Raw genomic sequence first — 23439 nt, forward strand, 5'->3', positions numbered from 1 at the left:
TCGCGTGGATGGAGGGGAAAGGTCTAGTCCATTGGTGGGGATTGTTGAGCAGCCATACAAATTCGGGACCTCGGCCCGGCCCCGGGTCCTGCGGCGGAGCCAAAGTGGTGTAGACCTTATGGGCATCGTACGGACAACCAGGGGTGGATCGAGAGCTGTGCAGGGCCGATACCGAAAGCTGGCCGCAACAGGCGCCGCGCTGTGTCTGACCATGACGCTGACGGGCGCGCTGACGGGCTGCGGAGCCGTCGGCCTCAGCCAGGACAACGAGGTGACCCTCCGCGTCGTGGCGGCCGACTACGGGGACAATCCGCAGAACTCCTCCGCCGGCTGGTGGAAGGAGCTCGCCACGGGCTTCGAGGCGGCCAACCCCGGGATCAAGGTCGAGGTGACCGTCCTGTCCTGGTCGGAGGTGGACGCCAAGGTCGCCGAGATGGTCGCCGCGGGCAAGGCGCCGGACATCGCACAGATCGGCGCCTACGCCGACTACGCGGCCGAGGGGAAGCTCTACACCGCCGACGAGCTGCTGTCCGTCCGCACCGAGGCGGACTTCCTCACCCCGCTGGCCGACGCCGGCACCATCGAGCGGGTCCAGTACGGCATGCCGTTCGTGGCCAGCACCCGGCTGCTCTTCTACAACCAGAAGCTCTTCGCCGACGCCGGGATCACCGGCAAGGACGGCGACAAGGACGGCGGCAAGGACAAGCCGTGGGCGCCGAAGACCTGGGACGACCTCGAAGCGGCTGCCAAGAAGCTGAAGGCGGCCGGGGTGAAGACCCCCTTCGCGGTCCCGCTGGGCCGTGAGGAGGCGCAGGCCGAGACGATGATGTGGCTGCTCGCGGGCGGTGGCGGCTACACCGACAGCGAGGACAAGTACGCCCTGGACTCCCCGGCCAACGTCAAGACCGTCGGCTGGCTCCGCGACACCCTCCAGGGGCAGGGCCTGACCGGCCCGGTCGAACCCGCGAAGCTGGACCGGCAGGCCGCGTTCGACGCGTTCTCGCGGGGCGAGGTCGGCATGCTCAACGGACACCCCACGCTGATGAAGCAGGCCGAGGCGAAGGGCGTGTCGTACGGCATGGTCCCGCTGCCCACGGTGGACGGGGAAGCGCGCTCCGCCATGGGCGTCGCCGACTGGGTGATGGCCTTCAAGAACGGGCACCGCACGGAGTCCGGCAAGTTCCTCGACCACCTGTACGCGCTGGAGAACGTCACCGGGTTCACCGGCAAGTACGGCCTGCTGCCGGTCACCACCAGCGGCTACCGCGCGATGGAGGCACGCACCGCGGGCACCGGCGGCACCGACCCGCGGCTGCGCACGTTCCTGCAGGCCCTGCCGAACTCGCGGCTCTACCCGGTGAACAAGAAGTCCTGGGCCGGTGTGAGCGAGGACATCAAGCAGCGCATCGGCACCGCCCTGCTGCCCGCCCCCGCGTCCCCGGCCAAGACCCTGGAGGACCTGGCCTCCTCGGCGCGGGCGGCCGACGCGGGCTGACCGGGGGCTCTGCGGGGGCCCGGGAGCGGTGTCGGAGCCCGGGGATATGTTGGACGGTATGACGGACGACGGGCAGCCACTCCCGGAGCTCCCGCAGCTCCCGGAGCTCTCGGAGCGCGAGGCCGCCGTGCTCGCGTACGAGGCCCGCAGCTGGCCCGGGCCCGGCGCCAAGGAGCGCGCGATACGCGAGCACCTCGGCATGACCCCGGTCCGCTACTACCAGCTGCTCAACGCCCTGATGGACGACCCCCGCGCCCTGGCCCACGCCCCGGGCACCGTCAACCGCCTCCGCCGCATCCGCGCCACCCGCCGCGCCCGGCGCTAGCCACAGCCCCGGCGGTACGCGGGAAGCCTGGGCGGGGCCTGGGGCGCGCCGGTAGGGTCGAGGGCATGGGGAGCCGTCCGCACAGCCTGCCGATGCCCGTCACCGCCGCCGGACGCGAGGGACTCGAAGCCCTGCTCCGTGCGCCCCGCCGTTCCGTGGTCGCCCTCGACTTCGACGGCACCCTCGCCGAGATCGTGCCCGACCCCGACCAGGCCCGCGCCCATCCCGGAGCCCTGCCCGCCCTGTCCGAGCTGGCCCCGAAGGTCGGCTCGGTCGCGGTGATCACCGGCCGGCCGGCCGGGGTCGCCGTCCGCTACGGCGGCTTCGCCGGGGCGCCGGGCCTGGAGCACCTGGTGGTCCTCGGCCACTACGGGGCCGAACGCTGGGACGCGATCACCGGGAACGTCCACGCCCCCGCCGAACACCCCGGCGTCGCCGCCGTCCGCGCCGAGCTGCCCGGGTTCCTGGACTCGATCGGGGCGTGGCAGGGCACCTGGATCGAGGAGAAGGGCCGCGCCCTGGCCGTCCACACCCGCCGCACCGAGGACCCCTCGGCCGCCTTCGCCGCCCTCCGCGAGCCCCTCGCCGACCTGGCCCAGCGGCACGGCCTGGTGGTCGAACCCGGCCGTGCCGTGCTGGAACTCCGCCCGCCGGGCACCGACAAGGGCGTGGCCCTCACCGAGTACCTGGCGGAGGTGGACGCGGAGGCGGTCCTGTTCGCGGGGGACGACCTGGGCGACCTCGCCGCGTACGCCGCCGTCGAGAAGCGCCGCGCGGACGGCCTGCCCGGCCTCCTGGTCTGCAGCGGCTCGGCAGAGGTCCCGGAACTGTCGGCCCGCGCGGACCTCACCCTTTCCGGCCCCGCCGAAGTAGCCGCCTTCCTCGCCACCCTGGCCCGGGCCATCCCTGCCTAGCTCGTCGTACCACCGCACCACGCCGCAATCACCTGAGACCCCAGGGGGACGTGTGTCGTTCGACGAAGAATGGGCCCGAGCAAAGTCGGCCGCGGCCCAGGGCGGGTCGCCCGCGATGCGGCTCAACCAACTGCCCGCAGACCCGGGAGGCGCCCCCGCGAACGGCGGCCTCACCGCCGACGTGGGGTCCATCAACGGGAACGCGAACCTGCTGATCGAGATCGCGGGACTGCTGCACGAGGGCCGGCCCGACGGGGACCTGGGCACCCTTTCGCGGGTGCCCAGGACGCACAAGGACGTCGCCGCGCAGGTGGAGCGCTTCGGCCGGTTCGCCGACGACCAGTACCAGGACACGGTGGCCCTCTTCGCGGCCCTCGCCACCCGCCTGAAGACCGCGGGCACCGACTTCGCCGCGGTCGACGGCGAGGCGGCCCGGCGCTTCCTCGACCAGATCCTCCGGTACGGCCAGTACGTGGCACCGGGGGCACGATGAGCGGGATCAGCCACCGCAAGGACGTCCAGTTCCTGGAAGGCTGCAACCCGGCCCTGGTCGAGCGCAACGCCGACGAGTTCAAGCGGTTACGGGACCTGCTGGTCGAGGTCGGCGGGCCCGCGCAGCGGGCGGAGAAGGACACCCGCTGGGAGAGCGACGGCAGCGGAAACTACGTGGCCCGCCTGGCCGAGGCCCGCAAACTCCTGGCCGACCTCGCCGAGGGGTACGACAAGGCGAGCAGCGCCCTGCGTGCCTACGCCGCGGCCCTGGAGACGGCCAGGATGCGCTACTCCTACGGCAAGGCGTACGAGAAGCAGCTGTCCGATCTGATCGCCACCAAGGGCGTCGCCATCACGCCCACCGCGCAGAAGGCAGAACCGATGCGCCGCTGGGAGGACATGCGGGCCAAGACCGGGATCCTCGACCGGATCGCCGAGATCGGCATGGACGTCGACGACATCAGGGCCGAGGCGAACATGCTCCACGACGCGGCCGGGGGCGAGTTCCACATCGCCAAAACGACGGAGAAGGAAGCGCGGGACATCTGTGTGCACGGCCTGAAACAGGCCCACGACCTGCTTCCCGATTTCCGGCTGGGCAGCGGTATCCACCGTGTGGACATCGCCTCCGCCATGGCCGCGATGCGGTCGGAGGCCCAGGAGGCTAGTGCGAACCCGCTGACCCACCTGCCCGGCAGCGCCCCCAAACAGGGGTACGTGGACCCGCCGGGGAAGAAGGACCCCGTCTCCCCGGCCCTCGCCGACATCCGCACCCGGACGGCCGGGCTGCCGGACGCCAAGGACACCTACTGGAACTGGCAGGTGCCGTCGAACGACGAGGAACGGCGGGCGTGGATCGCCGCGAACAAGGAGATCATCGAGGCGGCGGCGAGGAACTCCGGGCTGCCCCCGGACATGGTCGCGGGCATCGCGTGGCAGGAGATCGGCGGTCAGCCCGGGTACATGGACGACGGGGTGCAGACCATCCGGGAATCCTTCGACGTCCCGTTCAGCCCGATCATCCCGGAGAACCTGCCGGGGCGGCTGGGCGGCAGCCCCGACGAGACCTCCTTCGGCCCGATCGCCATCCAGCTGCGGCGAGGGGCCGAGGTCCTCGGCTACGACCCGGCCCATCTCACCGACCAGCAGCGCTCCGTGATCGAGTCGGCGCTCCAGGACCCGAAGCAGAACATCTTCATCGCGTCCGAGTACCTGGCGCAGCTCAAGGCGGAGAGCGAGTTCGCCGGCGTCCCGCCGGAGCAGATGACCCCGGCCCAGTACCAGGAGCTCGCCGCGCGCTACAACGGCGGGCCCTACTGGAGCTCCACCGACGCCCAGGGGTACGGCCGGGGGTTCATGAACAAGCTGGAGGACGCGAGGGGGGCCATGCGGTGACGGCGGAGCCGGGGGACGAGGGGTGCCTGCGGTGGGTGCTGGGCGGGCCGCTCGTCCTGCTGCACCTGGTGGCGGCCTGGTTCCTGTACCTGGCCCTGACCATCCGGCCGTCGGGCAGCTGGGACGACGACGCTTACGCCGCGATCGAGCTGAGCTGCCTGATCACCATCGCCGCGAGCCTGCTCGCGCTGGCGGTCACGGCCGTGCCCCCGGTCCGGAAGGCCATGGGTTCCTGGTGGCTGGCCCCGCCGCTGGTTCTCGGCGGGGCCGCGGTCCTCCGGCTGGCCCTCGGCGTGGGCCCCTAGGGCCTCAGGAGCCCCGCAGGTCCGTCAGCTGGGACGTGAACCAGGCTGCCGGGGGGAGGGCGGTGGCTGCTGTGGCCAGGCGCTTGGTGCGTTCCGCGCGTTCCGTCGCCGGCATGGACAGCGCCTCGTGCAGGGCCTCGGCCGTCTCCGACACGTCGTACGGGTTCACCGTCAGCGCGTCCTCGCGGAGCTCGTCGTACGCCCCCGCCCCCGTCGACAGCACCAGCGCGCACCCCGCCTCCGAGACCACCGGGATCTCCTTCGCCACCAGGTTCATCCCGTCCCGCACCGGGTTGATCAGCGCCACGTCCGCCAGCCGGTACGCGGCCAGCGAGCGCGCGAAGTCGTCCTTCACGGAGACCAGGACCGGCTGCCAGTCCGCCGTGCCGAACTCCGCGTTGATCTCCTCCGCGACCGCCGCCACCGTCGCCGTGTAGTCGCGGTACACGACCAGGTCCTGCCGGGATGGGTAGGCCGAGGCCAGGTGGACCACCCGGCCTCGCCACTCCGGGTGGGCGGTGAGGAGCTCGCGGTAGGCGAGCAGGCCGCGGACGATGTTCTTCGACAGCTCGGTGCGGTCGACGCGGACGATGGTCTTCCGGTCGCCGACCTCCGCGCGCAGTCCGGCCAGCCGGTCGTCCACCTCGGGGCGGTGGGCCAGCGCGCGCAGCTCGTCCGCGTCCACCCCCAGCGGGTACACGGCCACGTCCGTGCGCCGGTGCCGGATCTTGGACCAGCGGTTCTGCTGGATGTACCGCTCGGCCGGCCCCGCGGGCATCTTCGGCTCGGCCATGCCCCGCTCGTCGTCCAGGTGGGCCGCCGCCATGAAGCGGTGCGCCCAGCCCCAGGTGTGGAAGCCCAGCCGGTCGGCCCCCAGCATCCCCCACAGCAGCTCCCGCCGGACGTCGTCCGGCAGCATGTCCAGGTGCTCGTACGTCGCCCACGGGGTGTGCGTGAAGTGGGCGATCCGCAGGTCCGGGCGGAGGTCCCGGAGCATGCCCGGGGCGAGGGACAGGTGGTAGTCCTGGATCAGGACCGCCGCCCCCTCGGCGGCCTCGGCCGCCAGCGCCTCGGCGAAGGCCCGGTTGTACGTCCGGTACGAATCCCAGCAGCGCCGGAACTCCGTGTCGAAGACCGGCTCGCGCGGGATGTTGTACAGGCCGTGGTGGGTGAACCAGAGCACCGAGTTCGAGATGCCGTTGTACGCGTCGTCGTAGACCGCCGGGTCGATGTCCAGCATCCGCACGCCCGGCTCGGCGACGCCCCGGCGGACCGCCTCGCGGTCGCCCTCCGACAGGGCCGCGCAGATCCACAGGGCCCCCGGCTGCTCCGCGAGGGCCGCGGAGAGGCCGGAGACCAGACCGCCCCCGCCGCGCCGGGTGTCGAGTGTGCCGTCGGCGGCCAGCGCGTACGAGAGCGGGCCACGGTTCGCTGCGACGAGTACCTGGGAAGCCATGCGGCCAACCTAGCCCGGCCCGCCCCCGCTCAAACGTCCGTTCCCCCGGCTGCGGCGGAGGTCACGCGGCGGAGGTCACGCGGCAGGGGTCACGCCGGAGGGGTCACGCCACGCGCCGGACCGCGTACTCCTCGATCTCGCGCATCGGCGGCCGTTCCTCCGTGTCCACCGGATAGGTGTGCGGGACGAATCCGTCCGGGCCGCGCTCGAACTGGGTCAGGAGCGGCCGGACCAGGTGCCCCCGGGAGAGCCGGACCTGCGCGGTGCGGTAGATGGCGGCGGCCATCCGGCCCAGGGCCCGGCCGTCCTGGTGGCGGTGCAGCCGGACCCCGACGTCGACCTGGGCCAGGGCATCCAGGCCGACCGTGTGCAGGGCGTCGACCAGCAGGCCCAGCTCCACGCCGTAGCCGACCGGGAAGGGGAGACGTTCCAGCAGGGAGCGGCGTACGGCGTACTCGCCGCCCAGCGGCTGGACGAAGCCGGCCAGCTGGGGCCAGTGCAGGTTGAGCAGCGGGCGGGCGACCAGTTCGGTGACCCGGCCGCCCTGGCCGGGGGCGTCCCCGAGCGGGCGGTCGTACATGGCCTTGACGAAGTGGATCTCCGGGTCGGTCAGCAGCGGGCCGACGATCCCCGAGACGAAGGCGGCCGAGAAGTCGCGCAGGTCGGCGTCGACGAAGCAGACGATGTCCCCGGTGGTGACCATCAGCGAGCGCCACAGCACCTCGCCCTTTCCGGGCACCGCCGGGATGCGGGGGAGTATCTCGTCCCGGTGCACCACCCGGGCGCCGGCCTTGGCGGCGACCTCGGCGGTCCGGTCCGTGGAACCGGAATCGATTACTACAACCTCGTCAACAAGAGGATGCGGAAGCCCCTCTACCAGATCCCGCCGGACCGTCTCGACGATCGCGCCGACCGTCGCCTCCTCGTCGAGCGCCGGAAGCACGACGCTGACCGTCGTCCCAGCCGCCCGTTTCGCGGAAAGCAGCTGGTCGAGCGGCCTGTCGGCGGCTGTCCAGGACCGCCGGCCCAGCCAGCGTTCCACCTCTTCCAGCACCTGCGGCACTCCCTGAATCCGTCCGGTTTGTGATCCATCTCGCGGTTCGGACAGCTGTCTCATCGGCCCGATCCGTCAGTTACAGTCTTGAACAACGCGCAGGACCCTCGCATGCCGGGGGTGCTCGCCGACAAATGCCCGGGTGCGCCATACAGCGCGCGGCCCGGAGCCATACCGCTCATCCAGAGGGGCAGAGGGATACGGCCCGTTGAAGCCCCGGCAACCCTCCAGTCGGTTCTCGCGATGGCACGCGTCAGCGTCAGCGAGGTCCCCCGGCTAGGGAAGGTGCCAAATCCGTCTCGTGGCGAAGTGCGCCACGAGGAAGATGAGGAGAAAGGGCCTCGCCACCATGGCTGCACAGACTGTCGCCACCTCTGTCGATCTCGGACCTGCCGTCGCGCTCTCCTGTCGTGAGTGCGGCACCCGCTTCGACCTCGGTCCCATTTTCGCCTGTGCCGAGTGCTTCGGTCCGCTGGAAGTCGCGTACGACCTGCCCACCGGCGACCCGGAAGCCCTGCGCGCCGCCATCGAGGCCGGCCCCAACAACATCTGGCGCTACGCCCCGCTGCTGCCCGTCCCGGCCGACGTCGCCGCCAAGCCGAGCCTGAACCCGGGCTTCACCAAGCTCGTGGACGCCGAGAACCTGGCCAAGGAGCTCGGGGTGACCGGCAAGCTCTACGTCAAGGACGACTCCGGCAACCCGACGCACTCCTTCAAGGACCGCGTCGTCGCGATCGCCGTCGAGGCCGCCCGCGCCTTCGGTTTCACCACCCTGTCCTGCTCCTCCACCGGCAACCTGGCCGGCGCCGTCGGCGCCGCCGCCGCCCGCGCCGGCTTCCGGTCCTGCGTGTTCATCCCGCACGACCTGGAGCAGGGCAAGGTCGTCATGGCCGGTGTCTACGGCGGCGACCTGGTCGGCATCGAGGGCAACTACGACGACGTCAACCGCTTCTGCTCCGAGCTCATCGGCGACCCGCTGGGCGAGGGCTGGGGCTTCGTCAACGTCAACCTGCGCCCGTACTACGGCGAGGGCTCCAAGACCCTGGCGTACGAGATCTGCGAGCAGCTCGGCTGGCAGCTGCCCGACCAGATCGTGATCCCGATCGCCTCCGGCTCGCAGCTGACGAAGATCGACAAGGGTCTGCAGGAGCTCATCAAGCTGGGCCTGGTCGAGGACAAGCAGTACAAGATCTTCGGCGCCCAGGCCGAGGGCTGCTCCCCGGTGTCCACCGCCTTCAAGGCCGGCCACGAGGTGGTCCGCCCGCAGAAGCCGAACACCATCGCCAAGTCCCTGGCGATCGGCAACCCGGCCGACGGCCCGTACGTGCTGGACATCGCCCGCCGGACCGGCGGCTTCGTCGAGGACGTCAACGACGAGCAGGTCGTGGACGCCATCAAGCTGCTCGCGCAGACCGAGGGCATCTTCGCCGAGACGGCGGGCGGCGTGACCGTCGGAGTGACGAAGAAGCTCCTCGAGAATGGGCAGCTCGACCCCGCGCTGACCACAGTGGTCCTGAACACCGGCGACGGCCTCAAGACCCTGGAGGCGGTGGCCGCGGACAGCGGGCAGACCGCCACCATCCGGCCGAGCCTGGACGCGTTCCGCGCCGCCGGCCTGGTCTGACGGCCCGACCCTCCCCCCCTGCACACCGGAAAGGCAGTAGCGCCATGAGCGTCAACGTCCGCATCCCCACCATCCTGCGCACCTACACCGGCGGCCAGGCCGAGGTGAAGGCCGAGGGCACGACCCTCGCCGAGGTCATCGAGTCCCTGGAGAAGAACCACCCGGGCATCGCCGCGCGCGTCCTGGACGACCAGGGCAAGCTGCGCCGCTTCGTGAACGTGTACGTCAACGACGACGACGTGCGCTTCGAGGGCGGGCTGCAGGCGGCGACCCCGGACGGCGCCGGCGTCTCGATCATCCCGGCCGTCGCAGGCGGCTGCTGACCCGTCGGTAGCTGACACGCGCAAACCCTGAATTGCCCCTTCCGCTAAAGCGGAGGGGGCAATTCTGCTTGATTGGGCGCGGTAGGGTTGGGGAAGTCCCCTCCGCTGTTCTTGCCCGCCGCATATGAGCGGGCTTCTCCATGGTCGACATCGGGCCAATGTGCGTGTGCGATATGAGGCTTTGACGTGCTTCGTCAGGTCCAACTTGCCCTGGGATAAGGCGACTTTTCACTCTATTGAGAGTTATTCGCATGTCCAGATTTCTCGTCGGAATGACCTGTTGCAGACAGCGTCGGTCCAGATACATTCAGCCGCGGTCGACGCGTTCCGACGCAAGTTCTGACCCGGGACCGCGAAGTGCGGTCCTGCGCAAGGGCCAGTAATAGGGGAGTTAGGCATGGCTCAGGGCACCGTCAAGTGGTTCAACGCGGAGAAGGGCTACGGCTTCATCGCGGTCGACGGTGGTGCGGATGTGTTCGTCCACTACAGCGCCATCCAGATGGACGGGTACCGCACCCTTGAAGAGGGTCAGCGGGTCGAGTTCGAGATCTCGCAGGGCCAGAAGGGTCCGCAGGCGGACATGGTCAAGCTCGCAGTCTGACCAGGACGTCGACCACCGACACGTCACACGTACGCGCGACACGTACGCACGCGTACACGCGAGGGGCCCACATTCCGGACAGGGATGCGGGCCCCTCTCGCGTTGAGACCGCTTGCACTCGCGGGGGTCGAGTGCTAATCATTGGCGTTAGCACTCTCCCGGTGAGAGTGCTACATAGACGAGGACCGGGTCGGTGAGGCCCGCAGTGTCCGACGGGAAGGAACCGTCTGGCACGCAGGCCGTCCGTCGCGGGCGCCAGCGCGGTCCGGAGCAATCCACCCCGTCCGGGAGGACCACTTCACATGGCCAAGATCATCGCGTTCGACGAGGAGGCCCGGCGCGGTCTCGAGCGCGGCATGAACCAGCTCGCCGACGCCGTCAAGGTCACCCTTGGCCCCAAGGGTCGCAACGTCGTCCTCGAGAAGAAGTGGGGCGCGCCCACGATCACCAACGATGGTGTTTCCATCGCCAAGGAGATCGAGCTCGAGGACCCGTACGAGAAGATCGGCGCCGAGCTGGTCAAGGAAGTCGCCAAGAAGACGGACGACGTCGCCGGTGACGGTACGACCACCGCGACCGTCCTCGCCCAGGCGCTGGTCCGCGAGGGCCTGCGCAACGTGGCGGCCGGTGCCAACCCGATGGCCCTCAAGCGCGGCATCGAGAAGGCCGTCGAGGCCGTCTCCGGCGCCCTGCTGGAGCAGGCGAAGGATGTCGAGACCAAGGAGCAGATCGCTTCCACGGCCTCCATCTCCGCCGCCGACACCCAGATCGGCGAGCTCATCGCCGAGGCGATGGACAAGGTCGGCAAGGAAGGCGTCATCACCGTCGAGGAGTCCCAGACCTTCGGTCTGGAGCTTGAGCTCACCGAGGGCATGCGCTTCGACAAGGGCTACATCTCGGCGTACTTCGCCACCGACATGGAGCGTATGGAGGCGTCGCTCGACGACCCGTACATCCTGATCGTCAACTCCAAGGTCAGCAACGTGAAGGACCTCCTTCCGCTGCTGGAGAAGGTCATGCAGTCCGGCAAGCCGCTGCTGATCATCGCCGAGGACGTCGAGGGCGAGGCCCTGTCGACCCTGGTCGTCAACAAGATCCGCGGCACCTTCAAGTCCGTCGCGGTCAAGGCTCCGGGCTTCGGCGACCGCCGCAAGGCCATGCTGGGCGACATCGCCATCCTCACCGGTGGCACGGTCATCTCCGAGGAGGTCGGCCTCAAGCTCGAGAACGCGGGCCTGGACCTGCTGGGCCGCGCCCGCAAGGTCGTCATCACCAAGGACGAGACCACCATCGTCGACGGTGCCGGTGACAGCGACCAGGTTGCCGGTCGTGTGAACCAGATCCGCGCCGAGATCGACAACTCGGACAGCGACTACGACCGCGAGAAGCTGCAGGAGCGCCTGGCGAAGCTCGCCGGCGGTGTTGCGGTCATCAAGGCCGGTGCCGCGACCGAGGTCGAGCTCAAGGAGCGCAAGCACCGCATCGAGGACGCCGTTCGCAACGCGAAGGCGGCCGTCGAGGAGGGCATCGTCGCCGGCGGTGGCGTGGCCCTGCTGCAGGCCTCCTCGGTCTTCGAGAAGCTCGAGGCGGACCTCACGGGTGACGAGGCCACGGGTGCCAACATCGTGAAGCTGGCCCTCGAGGCCCCGCTGAAGCAGATCGCGATCAACGCCGGCCTCGAGGGTGGCGTCGTCGCGGAGAAGGTCCGCAACCTGCCCGTCGGCCACGGCCTGAACGCCGCGACCAACGAGTACGTCGACCTCATCGCCGAGGGCATCATCGACCCGGCGAAGGTGACCCGCTCTGCCCTGCAGAACGCGGCCTCCATCGCGGCGCTGTTCCTGACCACCGAGGCCGTCATCGCCGACAAGCCGGAGAAGGCTGCTGCCGCTCCGGGCGGCATGCCGGGCGGTGACATGGACTTCTGATCCCCTGCGGATCGGTGGCTCCAGCAGTACCCAGCACCACGCCGAGGGCGGTATCCCCAGACCGGGGATACCGCCCTCGGGCGTTCGCGAGGCCGTTCAGGCCTTCAGGCGGCCGTTTCAGGCGGCCGGGCGGGCCACGAAGCGGACCTCCTCGTGGTCCTCGTCGAGCGCGATGTTCAAGGCCGCGTCCAGGGCGGTCGCGAGGCGACGCAGCAGCGGGAGGGTCGGCACGGCGTCGGCGCCCTCGATACGGGAGATCTTCGCCTGCGTGAGCCCGGCCCGCTCGGCCAGCTGGGCCTGGGACAGCCCCAAGGCCTTGCGCCGGTCGTAGACGGCCTTGGCGAAGGCCATCGCCAGCCGGACCTCCGAGCGTTCCGCGGCTGCTTCGGCGGACTCGGCGTAATCGCCGATGGCCTTCTTCTCGCGGGCCAGTTTCCAACGCGTGTGGTTCATGATGCGTCGCCTTCCTCGCCGCGGCTGTACACCGTGTGGGCCGGGCCGTGCTTCATCTCGCACACCATACGGGCTGCCACCGCGCGGGCGACCTGGTCCGCCTCGTGCATGCGCGTCTTCCGGAAGACGGTGAGCAGCACGATCCGGCGGCCCGACGCAAACCAGTAGGTGATCCGCGTCGCGACACCGTCGAGGGTGGGCCGCAGCTCGTACACCCCGCTCCTGAGGGGGCGGGCAAACGGCATGGGAGTCCGGGTTCCGTGGACGGCCAGCAGCTCCGCGTACTCCTCGACCTTGCGGTACTGCTTGCCCGGCAGCAGTTCCAGCCAGGTGCGCACCTCGGGTTCCACCTCGATCACGTGCAGATCGTCGTCCATGCGGCGGAACGTATTATGTCGTGGACGACATGGTACGGCTGTTCCGTCCGCAGTGCCCCATCGGATGAGGAACTCCCGGGCGTTGACGCGGGGTGACCTGGTTGACTGGCCGTATGACTGACGTGTTCATCAAGATCTGCGGGCTGAAGACCGGGACGGACGTCGATGCGGCCGTGGCCGCCGGGGCCGATGCCGTCGGGTTCGTGTTCGCGCCCGGAAGCCCCCGGACCGTCGACGCCGCCACCGCCCGCCGGCTGGCCGAGCGGGTGCCGGCCGGGGTGCTCACCGTGGGGGTGTTCCGCGGGCAGTCGGTCGAGGAGGTGCGCCGGTTCGCCGAGGAGAGCGGCGTACGGGGCGTACAGCTGCACGGCGAGGAGGGGCCCGAGGACTTCGCGGCCCTGCGGGCGGAGGGCCGGACCCTGCTCCGGGCCACCGCCGAGCACGTCAAGCGGTGCGGTGAGTACAGCGAGGACCTGCTGCTCCTGGACGCCCCCGACCCAGGCTCCGGCAAGCCGTGGAACTGGGGGTCCCCGGAGTTCTCCGCGCCGGAGGGGCGCTGGCTGCTGGCGGGCGGGCTGACCCCGGCCACGGTGCGGGAGGCGGTGGCCGTGACCGGAGCCTGGGGGGTGGACGTGTCCAGCGGAGTGGAGAGCGCGCGGGGCGTGAAGTCCCCGGAGCTGATCCGCGCGTTCATCGAGGCGGCCCGCGGCTAGGCCGTGACCGCTCCGCGTGCGGGTGGACGGGCCAGCCGGTAGCGTCGAAAGCGCGCCCGGCCCGGCCCGGCCCGGCTGCGCCGCCGAGGTCGGCCGGGAACGAGGCCACATGCCACAGCACAGCATCCACGCGGTGACGGCCGTGGCCGCAGCCGCAGCCGCAGCCGCTCTGGTCGGCCTGACGGCATTCGGCCCGACACCTCTGCCCACACCCGGCAGCACCGCGTCCGCGCCACCCGCCCGGTTCGTGCCCGGCCCCTGCCCGAAGCCGCCCGAGCCCATCGAAGCGCTGAGCAGCGCACGGTGCGGCTTCCTCGAAGTTCCCGAGAACCGCTCCCGCCCCGGCAGCGGCCGGACCATCAAGCTGGCCGTGGCGGTCATCCCTGCCGTCACCCCGGCCAAGCCCGCACAGGACCCAGTGGTGTTCATGGCCGGCGGCCCCGGTGCCGACACGTTCGACGACATTCCGTTCCTCGTCGACTCCGGCCTGAACAAGGACCGCGCACTGATCGTCATGGCCCAGCGCGGCAACCTCTACGACCGTCCGAACCTTGTCTGCCCGGAGATCGACCGGTTCAACGCGCAGTCCGTGGGCCTGGGCTACGACTCAAAGCCGGCGGAACAGCTCATGCTGAAGGCGGTGAAGGAGTGCCGGGACCGCCTGACGGCCGACGGCACCGACCTGAGCGCCTACAACAGCACCGAGAACGCCGCCGACTTCGCCGACCTGCGCAAGGCGCTCGGCATCCCCCGGTGGAACGTCTACGGCTACTCGTACGGCAGCGGCCTCGCCCTTACGTACCTGCGCAGGCACCCCGAGGGAATCCGCGCGGTGGCGATCGACTCGATCGCACCTCCCCCGGTCATGACCCTGCCGTGGGGATGGAGCAGCGCCCAGGAAGGGATCCGCAACATCTTCGAGGCGTGCGCGGCGCAGCCCGCCTGCCAGAGCCGGTACCCGGACCTCCCCCGCACGCTGACCGAGCAGGTGCGCAAGCTGGAGGCACAGCCCCTGACGCTGAACGTCCCGCCGCCGAGCGGCGGAAAGCCGGTCAAGGTCGTCCTCGACGGCGGCGCGCTGCTGAACCTGATCGTCGCCTTCACCCCCCGGCCCAAGGACCTCCCGGCGGCCCTCGACGAACTCAGCCGCGGAAACCCGGAGCGCTTCGCGCAGGCCCGCGCGGCCGGATCGGTCCAGAAGGTCGGCGAGTTCGCGCACGGCCTGACGCAGTCGGTGGCGTGCAGCGAGTGGGCGCCGGGGTATTCGGAATCCGACGTGCTGAGCGCAGGGCGCAAGGCCTTCCCCGGCTGGCCGGACACGGTCCTGGCCCAGGTGCCGCAACTCCCCTTCCAGTACCCGGCGTGCCGGATCTGGAAGGTCCCGGACCGGGCGTCCGTCCAGCGGGTGGCCACGGAAAGCGCGGTGCCGGCGCTCGTCATCTCCGGCACGTTCGACGTGAAGACCGGGGCGAGTTGGGCGAAGGACGTAGCCCGCGACCTGCCGCACTCGACCTCCGTCCGGATCCCCGGAATCGGCCACTGGGTGGTCCCGCAGTCGCCCTGCGCGCAACGCGTGCTGGCCTCGTTCTTCGCTCGCCCGACCGCGCCGCCCGACACCGGTTGTGTGAACGGCCTGGAGCCCCACCCGTTCGCGATCATCCCGAACCCGAACCCGAACCCGAAATGACCGGGAGGGCAGATGACACTCCACCGAGCGACTTCGGCCGGCATCGTGACCGGCCTCCTCGTCACCTGCCTGCTCGCAGCGCCCCCCGCCCAGGCGCAGTCCCGCGCCGGCGCCGGCGCCGATACCGGCTTCGTACCGGGCCCCTGCCCGAAGACGCCGGAGCCGATCGAGGCCCTCGAAGGAGCCCGCTGCGGAACCCTCACCGTGCCCGAGAACCGCACCAAACCCGGCAGCCGGACGATCAGACTCGGTGTCGCGATCGTGCCCGCCGCGTCCGGCACACCGAAACCCGACCCCATCGTGTGGCTCGCGGGCGGACCCGGCGACGACGCCGTCGGAGAGGCGAAGATGGCGATCGACGGCGGCCTGAACCGCGACCGTGACGTCATCTTCATGTCCCAGCGCGGTACGTACTCCGCCGACCCCACGGCCCTCTGCCCCAACATCGACGAGTTCAACGCCCGCACGGTCGGCCTCGTCTCCGGCGCGCCGTCCACCGAGCGCCTGCACGTCGAGGCCACCAAGGCCTGCCGCGACCGACTGGCGGCCCGCGGGCTCGACCTCAGCGCCTACAACGACACCGAGAGCGCCGCCGACTACGAGGACCTGCGCACCGCGCTGGGCATCAAGCAGTGGAACCTGTTCGGCATCTCCTACGGCACCCACCTGGCGCTCACCTCTATGCGCCTGCACCCCGAGGGGCTCCGCTCGGTGGGCATCGACGGCATCCTGCCGCCGTCCAGGGCAGGGTCGGCGGCGACCTGGAGCAGCGCCCGGCAGGGCTTCGACGGCCTGTTCAAAGCCTGCGCGGACCAGCCGGCGTGCAATAAGCGCTACCCGAACCTGTCGGCGACCTTCGACCGGCTCGTCCGCGAACTCGAAGCCAAGCCGGTCACCACCACCGTCACGCTCCCCGGCCACGACAAGCCGGTGAAGGTCGTCCTGGACGGCGGAGCCCTGGTGAACTGGATGACCTCCGCCACCCACGTGGCGGAGCAGGTACCCGCCGCCCTCGACGAGCTGTCGAACGGCAATCCGCAGCGGATCGCTCAGCAGTGGGCGGGCGGCAAGCTCAGCCCCCAAGCCATGGGAAGGGTGGCGCACGGCCTCGTCTACGGCGTCTTCTGCAGCGAGTGGACCCCGTACGAGAGCCAGCAGCAGGCACTCCGGGGCGGCCAGGACGCGTTCCCGACCTTCCCCCGCTCGGTCCAGGCCCAGGCTCCGCAGCTCACCTTCCTCCGCCCGGACTGCGCCGTCTGGAACGTCCCCGCGGCGCCGCGCTCAATCCGGGACGCCACGCGCGGCGACATCCCCACCCTCGCCATCTCGGGCGGCTTCGACTCCCAGACCGGCGCGGACAACGGACCGTACGTCGCCCGCACACTGAGCCGCGCCAAGGTCGTCACGGTCCCGTACGAGCCGCACGTGGTCTTCGCCACCTCGAAGTGCGCCCAAGAGATCACCGTCTCGTTCTTCGACAACCCGGCCGCGCCAAAGACCGGCTGCCTGAACAGCCTCGAACCGCCCGAGTTCGAGATCGGTCCTACCGCGACTCAAGGAAGTGAACCTCGCGGGGCCTGACCTCCAGGTCGCTCAGGCCGTCGGGCGTCGCACCCATCTCGCGGGCAAGGCCGGCCGTCGCCCGGAAGGCATCCTCGGACTCGAACGCGCCGGTGGTGACGACGGCGGCGCCGTCCGGGGTGACCCAGACCCCGACGGACAGGAAGCCCGGCTGTTGCCGCATCGCCTCGGCAACCCGGTGGCACTCGGCGACGAACTCGTCGACGTGCTCGGGGGCCGGGTAGTGGAAGGCAACGAAACCGAATGACATGACGGTGTCCTCTCTCGCGTTATACGATGCCGTACAACGCGAGGCTAGACCTGTTGTACGGCTTCGTACAACAGGTCGGACAGGGTGAGGTGGGCCACAGATGGGCGCATTGCGCACACCGCGCGAGAAGTGGGTCGAGGAGGGACTGCGGGCGCTGGCCGCGGGCGGTGCGGAGGCCGTGCGGGTCGAGGCGCTCGCCAAGGCGTTGGGAGTGACCAAGGGCGGCTTCTACGGGTACTTCGCCGACCGCGACGCACTGCTGGCCGAGATGCTGGACACCTGGGAGCGCGAGAGCGTGGACGATGTGATCGACCAGGTCGAGCGGGAGGGCGGCGACGCGCGGGACAAGGTCCGCCTGGCAGGGCGGCTCACCTTCTCCAGCGACCGCCTGCTGCCCATCGATCTGGCCATCCGCGACTGGGCCCGCCGCGACCACACCGTCGCGGAGCGCCTGCGCCGCGTGGACAACAAGCGCATTCAGTTGGCGCGCGACGCAATCGGCACCTTCTGCGACGACCCTGACGAGGTCGAGGCCCGCGCTCTGCTCGCCTTCTGCATGGCCATCGGGAACCACTTCCTCGCTGCCGACCACCCCGGCACCACCCGCGCCCCGGTCATCGCCCGCGCTGCCGACATCATCCTCGACCTCCAGCATGGCAACCCCGGCGGATGACCGCCTCCCCAGGAAGTGCGCTGCTGATCCTCACCGTTCGGCCCGGTCGAGGGCTCGGACTCCGAGAAGGATCAGCACTCGACTTCGCCACACCCGCTTAGTCGGCGAAGTCCTTGAGGGCTTCGGTGTTGAGGGTGATGCCGACGGGCGAGGGGATGCGTACGTCGGCTCCGTACGTCGTCTTCGACGTCGAGCGGTAGGTGCCGGCCTCGGGCTCGCTGTGGACGGTCACGCTGTGGTCGTCCCGATCGATGAGCAGGTAGACCGGGATGGCCGCCGCCGCGTAGCCGTCGCGTTTGTCGATGCGGTCCCGACGGTCGGTGTCGTGGTCGTGGGAGGTGACCTCGACGGCCATCAGGACGCCGGCCGGATCGGCCCATTCCCCCTGCCCGGCGAACGTCCCGACGGGAGCAAGCGCCCCGTCCACCCGGGCCCGGCCCGCACGATAGGCCTCGACCTTCAGCCCTCGCTCCGGGTAGAGCGCCAGCTCCGGGCGGTGCTGCATGCACTGGCGCAGCACCCACATGATGATCTCGTCGTGGTCGCCGTCGGGCACGGGCTTGACCTCTAGCCTTCCCTGGATGAACTCGAGGGTCACGGTCTCGGGGGCCGCGCGGGCGATCTGCTCGAAGTCCTCGACGGTCATCTGGGGGCGTGCGGCGGGGCTGGGGGTCATGGTGTCGCCTGCTTCCTACTTGTTGCTCGTTGTTTTGAGCGTTCGGATTTTTCGCTCTCCGCACTGGCACAGGTGCCGGGTGCTGGAGTCCTGGTCCATCGGCAGTCGGGACCGTTGGCGATCAGCGCGTTCCTGCAGGATCTGTTTCACCCGCGTGTGCGCGGTGAACAGGGTGATGTCGGGGTCACTCGCTCGATGCAGGATGGTGATCGCTCCGGCGTGGTCTGCTTGCCACACGGCCCCGCACTCGGTGCAGTGAAGCCGGTCTCCTCTGCGGACACCAAGGATGTCCGTGAAGGGGATGACTTGTGACGTGTAGGCAGCGTTGACCAGCCGCACCGCAGAACCTCTGCGGTCCGACACGGCTTGCAGCGCCTTGGCGGTGATGCCCTTGGTCCAGGCAGCCAGGCGCCGGTTGGTGTTCTTCCCCAGCTTCTTGTGGCTGGAGAACGATTTGGTCAGGTCTTCGGCCACGATCACGGCAGCCTTGTCGGCGACGGCGTGGATGGCCTTGAAGGTGATGTCACGGACGCGGCACTGCCACGCGTTCGAACGGCGCTCACGCTTGATGGTGCCCAGGTTGTTGTCCCGGATCCGCTTCGCCTTGGACAGGTCGCCGCGCTGCTCCGCCTTCTCCGCGACGGAGCGGAGCTTGGCCCGGCGGGTGTTCTTGGCCTTGCGGTGGTCCGATTCGGCGGTAAGGAGTTCGCCGAGCCGATTTCCGTGATGCTGCCCATCGGAGTCGGTGACTACCTCGGTGTATCCCTTGTCGATGCCGATCTCGCGGGTGCCGCACGGGCGCTTGGAGGACTTCATGTCCGCTGCGTCGATGGCGTAGTGCACCTCAACCTTGCCGCCCCGAAGGATCAGGCGGAGGGTGCCTGTCGGGGCCGCGGTGGTGTTCAGCGGGATGCGTACGAGCTGTCGGCGTTCCAGACCAGGGATGGCGAGCCAGACGTCCTCGTCCGCGGCGAGGCTGTGGGTCGTGTACTGGTCGGCGCGCACCACAATCTGATTGGTGGTGCGGTTCCGGCCGCGGCGCCAGTGCCTGCGCATCTGCCGGGACAGGAACGGGTCAGTGGTCCACGTCTCACGCTTCAATGCGGTGAACAGCCGTTTCTGCTCCTGCTTATCGCTGGTGTGCCGGAAGATGACCCGCTTGACCTTGGCCTTGGCTGCTTCGCGGTTCGCGGTGATGTCAGCTGCGGCGTCCCGCACGGTCTCTTTCCACGCGTTCGCCAGCACGCCGAACGTCTGCGCGGTGCCGTCCGCAATCCACACGTCGCGGATCTGCCGGTCCGACCATGCAAGGCCGTTGACCGACCCGTACAACCGCCACACCAGCGAACGCACCGCACCAAGACGGCGCGCCTGCTCAGCGAGCTGCGCGTACTTGCCGGCGTTGAGGTTCTTCGAGTAGGCGATGCGGGTGACCTTCATCGGCCGTCACCGGCCAGCTCGTCCTCCTGACCCGGCGCCCAGCAACGGATCGCCTGAATCGTCATGCGCCACTCCGTTCGGTGCGGATGGCGGCACACGCTATTGACATATGCGCGCCTGCCGTGGTCGAACAGCCGTGGATTGACCCGATCGGGTGGCGGCGGGTGCCAAGGGTCCGCGGGGGGCTGCCATGCTGCGCGGCATGGGCATCTCCTTCACCACCCGGAGGGACGGGGACAGCGGTCGGTGGACCGCTGTCGGGGACGACGGCGAGCGGACGGAAATCAGAACCGCCGATACGGCGGTGGAGGCCACCGCGCAGGTGTACGAGGCCTTCGGGCTGGAAGCTTTCCGGCCGCCGCCGCCATTGCCGCCGGGGTGGCAGCGGTTCACCCTGATCCACTGCCCGGTCATGGGCCGTCCCGGATTTGATGACCCGCGCTACGCGGGTCTGAAGGCGCAACCACCACAAGGGTGCACGGTCGAGGACATCGGCGGGTACTTCGGACTGCGGTGCGAACGCCCCGGCGCGCGGCTGCTCGACGCGGTCGCCGACACCTGCCGGGAGATCAGAGCCGAGCACGGCCTGCTGATGACCGACCTCGGCATCGAGAAGCTGTGGGAGTGGTCGGCGGACGGCACGGACGGCTGGGGTGCGGAAATCGTGGGCCAGCTGCTGCTGATGGCGGCCGAGCGAGGGCCCCGGCTGGGCTACAGCGGGGATGACCTGGTGCAGTTTCTGCGGACGGTGACCCGGGGGCGGGAGCCCCGCTAGGCTGCGGCCGGGGGGATCATGGACAAGGAACTGCCGCTGTTTGCGCGGCTCATCGGGGCTGCCCGGTTCGGCCTGGCCGCGGCGTTGGCCGCCGTCACCGCGCTGTACCTCGTGCTGCTAGGGAAGTTGGCGTTCGTCGACGCGCCCTACGGCGAGTGTGGCTCCGACGACTGCCCGCGCGGCATGGGCTGGCTGATCATCTTCACCCCGCTCCTCTGGCTGGCCGCCTGGTTCGTCTGGCAGCTGGTCAAGGACCAGAAACGCATCCGCTCCTCCCGCCCGGCCCGCGCGCTCGCCGTCGCCGCCGCCCTGGCCGTGCTCTGGCCCGGGTGGCTGGCCTTCGACTGGATGCGCGGCCCGCAGATGGACGTCTCGGGCTGGCAGGAGCCCGTCCGCCCCGCGTCGGCGGAGCCGCTCGGCGTCTGGCCGTCGGAGCGCGCCGGTCTGCTCGTACGGGCCCGCACGGACGGCCTGACCGCTTACAACGGGGAAGGCCGCAAGGGCTGGCGGCTGCCCGCCGGGGCCGGGACCACCGTCTGCGCACTGAGCCGCACCACCCCCTCGGACATCGGTGTCCTCGCGTACGCAGAACTCGGCGCGGCCTGCGGAACGAAGCTCGCGGCGGTCGACCTCACCGAGGGCCGGACCCTGTGGACCAAGGAGTTCCCGGCCACCGAACGGGTCGCGCCCGCCCTCGTGTCCGACACGGCCGTCACCGTCCTGGAGGGCGCACTGGTCGGGCTCGACGCGCGCGAGGGCACAGAGCGCTGGCGGGTGGCGATACCGCCGAAGTGCTCGGTCAACGCCGTGGACGGCGCGCGGGAGCGGGTCCTGTACGTGGAGTGGTGCGGGGACGCCATGCGGTTGACGGCCGTCGACGCGCGCACCGGCGCGCAGGCCTGGCAGAGCCCGCTGCCCCCGACGGCCACCATGCTGGAGGACATCCGGGTGCTCTCCGCCGACCCGATCGCGATCCTGCTCAAGGAATCGGTGGTGCTGTTCGACAAGGCCGGGCGGCAGCGCGGTGCCGTGCCGGTGTCGGGACCGGAGGAGGACCTGCGGCCGGAGCCGGCACCGTGGGTGCGGGGCGATCTGCTGATCACCCCGGTCCAGCGGGGCAAGAAGCAGTCGGTGTCCGCGTACTCCCTCACGGACGGCCGCCGCCTCTGGAACCGCTCGCTGGACGGCGAGAACATCCTCGGCCTGGGGCCGGGGCGGGGGAACGAGGTCACGGTCGTGACCTCGAAGCTTCCCTGGACGTACCTGTGGCGCCTGGACACGGGCACGGGCCGGCCCCGGCAGGAGTCCACGGTCCTGCGGGATGTGCCGCTCGGGCGGCGGTTCGAGGTGTACCCGGGGCCGCCCGGCAGCTACGTGTTCGTGAACCTGGACGGGGAGGGCGAGCTGCCGCCCACGTTTGAGGTGGACCCGGTCAGAGGCTGGTGACGAACGCGGTCCAGGCTGTGGCCTGGAAGGTGAGGTGCGGTCCGTCGGGGCGCTTGGAGTCCCGGACGGGGACGAGGTTGGGGTACCCGTCGGCGACTTCGACGCAGTCCCCGCCGGTTCCGTCGCTGTAGGTGGACTTCCGCCAGGTGGCCATCTCGACGCAGCTGCCGCCGTCGCCGCCGCTGTAGGAAGACTTGTGCCACGTTGCCGTCGAGAGGTCGTACTCAGGCTTGCTGGTCATGTTCGTAATCCTCCGCCACCGACTCGATCAGGGCCAGCGACTTCCGCGGTGACAGCGCGTTGGCCATGAGGAGATCGTAGGTCAGGGCATGGCGAGTGACCGTGGCCGGATCGTCGAACAGCTGGCCTGTTCCTGTGCCTTGGACGTACGCCAGTGGGGGAGCATCGTCGAAGGACATCAGCTGGAGGAAGCCCAGCAGACCTGCGTGGAAGCCCGCGCTGAACGGCAGTACCTGCACGATGATCCGGCGGGACCGGATCAGGGAGGCGATGTGCCGCAGGGCTTCGGCCAGCACCGCCTTGCTGTCGCCCACTCGCCGAAGCACCGCCTCGTCAAGGACACACCAAAACAACGGCGTTGTTGGGTCTGCCAGCAGCTTGGTCCGCTCGAGCCGGTTTTTGACCAGCTCATCGATCTCCGACTCCGGCGCTGTCGGTTGGTACGCCCGGAACACTTCCCTTGCGTACGCCTCTGTCTGGAGCAACCCGGGGATCAGCTGAGGCGCGTACTCGCGAATGGCCACGGCCGTGGCTTCCGCCTCTGCCGCCTCCGCGAAGTGGTCCGGGTATTTGGACTTGGCGGCAGCGCCGCAGTTGCGCTCGAAGAAGCCGTCTGTGCCGAGGACCCCGTCTATCTGGCGGGCGAGATCGAGGTGCATGCGCCGGGTCCCCGCTTCCAGCTGGCCGATGAACGAGCCGCTGACGAAGAGCGGTTCGCCGAGTTCGGCCTGGCTGAGGCCCGCCCGCTCGCGGGCGACGCGCAGTTCTGCGCCGAGCAGGGCGCGGGGTGAGGAGGACGGATCGAGGTTCTTGCTTGCCATGGGAACTCCCCGGCCAACATGTCTGGTTGTTGAGTGGCCGTACTTGAAGGCTAGCGAGCTCGTCGCCACGCTGTGTGCAGAAGTCGGATACGCAGAGTGGAAAGGTGGTTCGTCGTGGTGCTCACGCCGAAGGAGCGGGTCCAGGCGGCCGAGGAAGCCGTGGTGCAGCTGAAGACGGCGCTGGACGGGGTCGGGGTGCTGTTTCCGTCGTTGGGGGTGGACCAGGTGTCGGCCGCCGGTACGTACGGGCTGCCGCTGGTCGATCTCGGCCGCTGCAACCTGGACACCGCGCTCCGGCTGGCCGCCGTCCTGCACGAGCGGGCCCATGCGTGAGCGGGCCGGGAGGCACCCCAGCCGGTATCCTGGCATATGGATCGACCGGTTCTGTATGCCTG

General features: G+C 70.1%; 26 protein-coding genes and 1 riboswitch. Of the genes, 17 read left to right on the forward strand and 9 right to left on the reverse strand.

All coding sequences use genetic code 11. The annotated features are described in order from the left end of the window. The first annotated feature begins 211 nt into the window (after window positions 1–211). The 6 genes from ABT123_RS27020 to ABT123_RS27045 all read left to right on the forward strand — a co-directional run bounded on the left by ABT123_RS27020 (window position 212) and on the right by ABT123_RS27045 (window position 4926). Complete coding sequence (locus tag ABT123_RS27020; RefSeq protein ID WP_351319251.1) at window positions 212–1495, forward strand: extracellular solute-binding protein; 1284 nt, start codon at window positions 212–214, stop codon at window positions 1493–1495. A gap of 58 nt (window positions 1496–1553) precedes the next feature. Further along, a complete protein-coding gene (locus ABT123_RS27025; protein ID WP_351319253.1) occupies window positions 1554–1820 on the forward strand; it encodes a DUF3263 domain-containing protein in 267 nt (88 codons plus the stop codon). A 65-nt stretch (window positions 1821–1885) separates the two neighbouring features. Next, window positions 1886–2734 (forward strand): trehalose-phosphatase, encoded by an 849-nt coding sequence (gene otsB, locus ABT123_RS27030; RefSeq protein ID WP_351319255.1) that lies wholly within the window; start codon window positions 1886–1888, stop codon window positions 2732–2734. Window positions 2735–2786: 52 nt separating this feature from the next. Continuing rightward, window positions 2787–3227, forward strand: coding sequence for a hypothetical protein (locus ABT123_RS27035; RefSeq protein WP_351319257.1), 441 nt, complete (start codon window positions 2787–2789; stop codon window positions 3225–3227). After that, entirely contained in the window at window positions 3224–4621 is a 1398-nt protein-coding gene (locus ABT123_RS27040) for a hypothetical protein (RefSeq protein WP_351319259.1), read from the forward strand. Before ABT123_RS27035 ends, ABT123_RS27040 begins: the two co-directional genes overlap by 4 nt. Then, the gene (locus ABT123_RS27045; protein ID WP_351319261.1) at window positions 4618–4926 is read left to right on the forward strand and encodes a hypothetical protein; all 309 of its coding nucleotides are present in this window, start codon (window positions 4618–4620) and stop codon (window positions 4924–4926) included. Before ABT123_RS27040 ends, ABT123_RS27045 begins: the two co-directional genes overlap by 4 nt. A 4-nt stretch (window positions 4927–4930) precedes the next feature. Here ABT123_RS27045 and ABT123_RS27050 read toward each other — a convergent pair whose 3' ends face one another. Both ABT123_RS27050 and ABT123_RS27055 read right to left on the reverse strand, forming a co-directional pair. Further along, window positions 4931–6382, reverse strand: a complete 1452-nt coding sequence (locus ABT123_RS27050) for an alpha,alpha-trehalose-phosphate synthase (UDP-forming) (RefSeq protein WP_351319263.1) — start codon at window positions 6380–6382, stop codon at window positions 4931–4933. A gap of 103 nt (window positions 6383–6485) precedes the next feature. Continuing rightward, a complete protein-coding gene (locus ABT123_RS27055) occupies window positions 6486–7436 on the reverse strand; it encodes a glucosyl-3-phosphoglycerate synthase (protein ID WP_351319265.1) in 951 nt (316 codons plus the stop codon). A 175-nt stretch (window positions 7437–7611) separates the two neighbouring features. Continuing rightward, a riboswitch (SAM riboswitch) is annotated at window positions 7612–7768 on the forward strand. Between ABT123_RS27055 and thrC the strand changes: the two genes are divergently transcribed. From thrC to groL, 4 genes are all read left to right on the forward strand, one after another. Next, on the forward strand, window positions 7762–9060 hold the full coding sequence (gene thrC, locus ABT123_RS27060) for a threonine synthase (protein ID WP_351319267.1): 1299 nt from the start codon (window positions 7762–7764) through the stop codon (window positions 9058–9060). It overlaps the preceding riboswitch by 7 nt. A 44-nt stretch (window positions 9061–9104) precedes the next feature. After that, window positions 9105–9383, forward strand: a complete 279-nt coding sequence (locus tag ABT123_RS27065; RefSeq protein ID WP_351319269.1) for a MoaD/ThiS family protein — start codon at window positions 9105–9107, stop codon at window positions 9381–9383. A gap of 397 nt (window positions 9384–9780) precedes the next feature. Beyond that, window positions 9781–9984, forward strand: a complete 204-nt coding sequence (locus ABT123_RS27070) for a cold-shock protein (protein WP_005315736.1) — start codon at window positions 9781–9783, stop codon at window positions 9982–9984. Window positions 9985–10286: 302 nt separating this feature from the next. Further along, window positions 10287–11912: a chaperonin GroEL gene (gene groL, locus ABT123_RS27075; protein ID WP_351319272.1), complete on the forward strand. Its 1626-nt coding sequence runs from the start codon at window positions 10287–10289 to the stop codon at window positions 11910–11912. A gap of 117 nt (window positions 11913–12029) precedes the next feature. Here groL and ABT123_RS27080 read toward each other — a convergent pair whose 3' ends face one another. Together ABT123_RS27080 and ABT123_RS27085 are read right to left on the reverse strand one after the other, a co-directional pair. Further along, a complete protein-coding gene (locus tag ABT123_RS27080) occupies window positions 12030–12365 on the reverse strand; it encodes a helix-turn-helix domain-containing protein (RefSeq protein WP_351319274.1) in 336 nt (111 codons plus the stop codon). Beyond that, the gene (locus ABT123_RS27085; protein WP_351319276.1) at window positions 12362–12742 is read right to left on the reverse strand and encodes a type II toxin-antitoxin system RelE/ParE family toxin; all 381 of its coding nucleotides are present in this window, start codon (window positions 12740–12742) and stop codon (window positions 12362–12364) included. The genes ABT123_RS27080 and ABT123_RS27085 overlap by 4 nt, the downstream gene beginning before the upstream one ends. Window positions 12743–12855: 113 nt before the next feature. Here ABT123_RS27085 and ABT123_RS27090 point away from each other — a divergent pair, with 113 nt between their 5' ends. From ABT123_RS27090 to ABT123_RS27100, 3 genes are all read left to right on the forward strand, one after another. After that, entirely contained in the window at window positions 12856–13455 is a 600-nt protein-coding gene (locus tag ABT123_RS27090; protein WP_351319278.1) for a phosphoribosylanthranilate isomerase, read from the forward strand. Between the two features lie 109 nt (window positions 13456–13564). Beyond that, the gene (locus ABT123_RS27095) at window positions 13565–15142 is read left to right on the forward strand and encodes an alpha/beta fold hydrolase (protein ID WP_351319280.1); all 1578 of its coding nucleotides are present in this window, start codon (window positions 13565–13567) and stop codon (window positions 15140–15142) included. A gap of 12 nt (window positions 15143–15154) precedes the next feature. Beyond that, complete coding sequence (locus ABT123_RS27100; protein WP_351319282.1) at window positions 15155–16723, forward strand: alpha/beta fold hydrolase; 1569 nt, start codon at window positions 15155–15157, stop codon at window positions 16721–16723. Here the strand turns inward: ABT123_RS27100 and ABT123_RS27105 are convergent. Continuing rightward, window positions 16686–16973 carry an antibiotic biosynthesis monooxygenase gene (locus tag ABT123_RS27105; RefSeq protein ID WP_351319284.1) on the reverse strand — a complete coding sequence of 96 codons (288 nt, stop codon included), beginning with the start codon at window positions 16971–16973 and terminating at the stop codon, window positions 16686–16688. The two genes, ABT123_RS27100 and ABT123_RS27105, sit on opposite strands and share 38 nt — an antisense overlap. 100 nt (window positions 16974–17073) lie before the next feature. Here ABT123_RS27105 and ABT123_RS27110 point away from each other — a divergent pair, with 100 nt between their 5' ends. Then, on the forward strand, window positions 17074–17646 hold the full coding sequence (locus tag ABT123_RS27110; protein ID WP_351319286.1) for a TetR/AcrR family transcriptional regulator: 573 nt from the start codon (window positions 17074–17076) through the stop codon (window positions 17644–17646). 97 nt (window positions 17647–17743) lie between these two features. Here the strand turns inward: ABT123_RS27110 and ABT123_RS27115 are convergent, their stop codons facing one another. Beyond that, a complete protein-coding gene (locus tag ABT123_RS27115; RefSeq protein ID WP_351319288.1) occupies window positions 17744–18322 on the reverse strand; it encodes a Uma2 family endonuclease in 579 nt (192 codons plus the stop codon). Window positions 18323–18337: 15 nt separating this feature from the next. Beyond that, window positions 18338–19762, reverse strand: a complete 1425-nt coding sequence (locus ABT123_RS27120; protein ID WP_351319290.1) for a zinc ribbon domain-containing protein — start codon at window positions 19760–19762, stop codon at window positions 18338–18340. A 202-nt stretch (window positions 19763–19964) separates the two neighbouring features. Between ABT123_RS27120 and ABT123_RS27125 the strand changes: the two genes are divergently transcribed. After that, window positions 19965–20537, forward strand: coding sequence for a hypothetical protein (locus tag ABT123_RS27125; protein WP_351319292.1), 573 nt, complete (start codon window positions 19965–19967; stop codon window positions 20535–20537). Between the two features lie 18 nt (window positions 20538–20555). After that, window positions 20556–21983: an outer membrane protein assembly factor BamB family protein gene (locus ABT123_RS27130; protein ID WP_351319294.1), complete on the forward strand. Its 1428-nt coding sequence runs from the start codon at window positions 20556–20558 to the stop codon at window positions 21981–21983. Here ABT123_RS27130 and ABT123_RS27135 read toward each other — a convergent pair. Both ABT123_RS27135 and ABT123_RS27140 read right to left on the reverse strand, forming a co-directional pair. Continuing rightward, complete coding sequence (locus ABT123_RS27135; protein ID WP_351319296.1) at window positions 21970–22224, reverse strand: DUF397 domain-containing protein; 255 nt, start codon at window positions 22222–22224, stop codon at window positions 21970–21972. The genes ABT123_RS27130 and ABT123_RS27135 overlap by 14 nt on opposite strands. Further along, window positions 22208–23044: a helix-turn-helix domain-containing protein gene (locus ABT123_RS27140; protein WP_351319298.1), complete on the reverse strand. Its 837-nt coding sequence runs from the start codon at window positions 23042–23044 to the stop codon at window positions 22208–22210. The genes ABT123_RS27135 and ABT123_RS27140 overlap by 17 nt, the downstream gene beginning before the upstream one ends. Window positions 23045–23158: 114 nt before the next feature. Between ABT123_RS27140 and ABT123_RS27145 the strand changes: the two genes are divergently transcribed. Beyond that, window positions 23159–23377: a hypothetical protein gene (locus ABT123_RS27145; RefSeq protein ID WP_351319300.1), complete on the forward strand. Its 219-nt coding sequence runs from the start codon at window positions 23159–23161 to the stop codon at window positions 23375–23377. Window positions 23378–23439: the final 62 nt, after the last annotated feature.

The organism is Streptomyces sp. NPDC002054, assembly GCF_040296685.1.
Classification (GTDB): domain Bacteria; phylum Actinomycetota; class Actinomycetes; order Streptomycetales; family Streptomycetaceae; genus Streptomyces.

Coding starts and splice junctions, on each gene's coding strand:
- ABT123_RS27020 (WP_351319251.1), top strand. CDS start 212: ATGACGCTGACGGGCGCGCTGACGGGCTGCGGAGCCGTCGGCCTCAGC.
- ABT123_RS27025 (WP_351319253.1), top strand. CDS start 1,554: ATGACGGACGACGGGCAGCCACTCCCGGAGCTCCCGCAGCTCCCGGAG.
- otsB (WP_351319255.1), top strand. CDS start 1,886: ATGGGGAGCCGTCCGCACAGCCTGCCGATGCCCGTCACCGCCGCCGGA.
- ABT123_RS27040 (WP_351319259.1), top strand. CDS start 3,224: ATGAGCGGGATCAGCCACCGCAAGGACGTCCAGTTCCTGGAAGGCTGC.
- ABT123_RS27050 (WP_351319263.1), bottom strand. CDS start 6,382: ATGGCTTCCCAGGTACTCGTCGCAGCGAACCGTGGCCCGCTCTCGTAC.
- thrC (WP_351319267.1), top strand. CDS start 7,762: ATGAGGAGAAAGGGCCTCGCCACCATGGCTGCACAGACTGTCGCCACC.
- ABT123_RS27065 (WP_351319269.1), top strand. CDS start 9,105: ATGAGCGTCAACGTCCGCATCCCCACCATCCTGCGCACCTACACCGGC.
- ABT123_RS27070 (WP_005315736.1), top strand. CDS start 9,781: ATGGCTCAGGGCACCGTCAAGTGGTTCAACGCGGAGAAGGGCTACGGC.
- groL (WP_351319272.1), top strand. CDS start 10,287: ATGGCCAAGATCATCGCGTTCGACGAGGAGGCCCGGCGCGGTCTCGAG.
- ABT123_RS27080 (WP_351319274.1), bottom strand. CDS start 12,365: ATGAACCACACGCGTTGGAAACTGGCCCGCGAGAAGAAGGCCATCGGC.
- ABT123_RS27085 (WP_351319276.1), bottom strand. CDS start 12,742: ATGGACGACGATCTGCACGTGATCGAGGTGGAACCCGAGGTGCGCACC.
- ABT123_RS27090 (WP_351319278.1), top strand. CDS start 12,856: ATGACTGACGTGTTCATCAAGATCTGCGGGCTGAAGACCGGGACGGAC.
- ABT123_RS27095 (WP_351319280.1), top strand. CDS start 13,565: ATGCCACAGCACAGCATCCACGCGGTGACGGCCGTGGCCGCAGCCGCA.
- ABT123_RS27100 (WP_351319282.1), top strand. CDS start 15,155: ATGACACTCCACCGAGCGACTTCGGCCGGCATCGTGACCGGCCTCCTC.
- ABT123_RS27105 (WP_351319284.1), bottom strand. CDS start 16,973: ATGTCATTCGGTTTCGTTGCCTTCCACTACCCGGCCCCCGAGCACGTC.
- ABT123_RS27110 (WP_351319286.1), top strand. CDS start 17,074: ATGGGCGCATTGCGCACACCGCGCGAGAAGTGGGTCGAGGAGGGACTG.
- ABT123_RS27115 (WP_351319288.1), bottom strand. CDS start 18,322: ATGACCCCCAGCCCCGCCGCACGCCCCCAGATGACCGTCGAGGACTTC.
- ABT123_RS27120 (WP_351319290.1), bottom strand. CDS start 19,762: ATGAAGGTCACCCGCATCGCCTACTCGAAGAACCTCAACGCCGGCAAG.
- ABT123_RS27125 (WP_351319292.1), top strand. CDS start 19,965: ATGGGCATCTCCTTCACCACCCGGAGGGACGGGGACAGCGGTCGGTGG.
- ABT123_RS27130 (WP_351319294.1), top strand. CDS start 20,556: ATGGACAAGGAACTGCCGCTGTTTGCGCGGCTCATCGGGGCTGCCCGG.
- ABT123_RS27135 (WP_351319296.1), bottom strand. CDS start 22,224: ATGACCAGCAAGCCTGAGTACGACCTCTCGACGGCAACGTGGCACAAG.
- ABT123_RS27140 (WP_351319298.1), bottom strand. CDS start 23,044: ATGGCAAGCAAGAACCTCGATCCGTCCTCCTCACCCCGCGCCCTGCTC.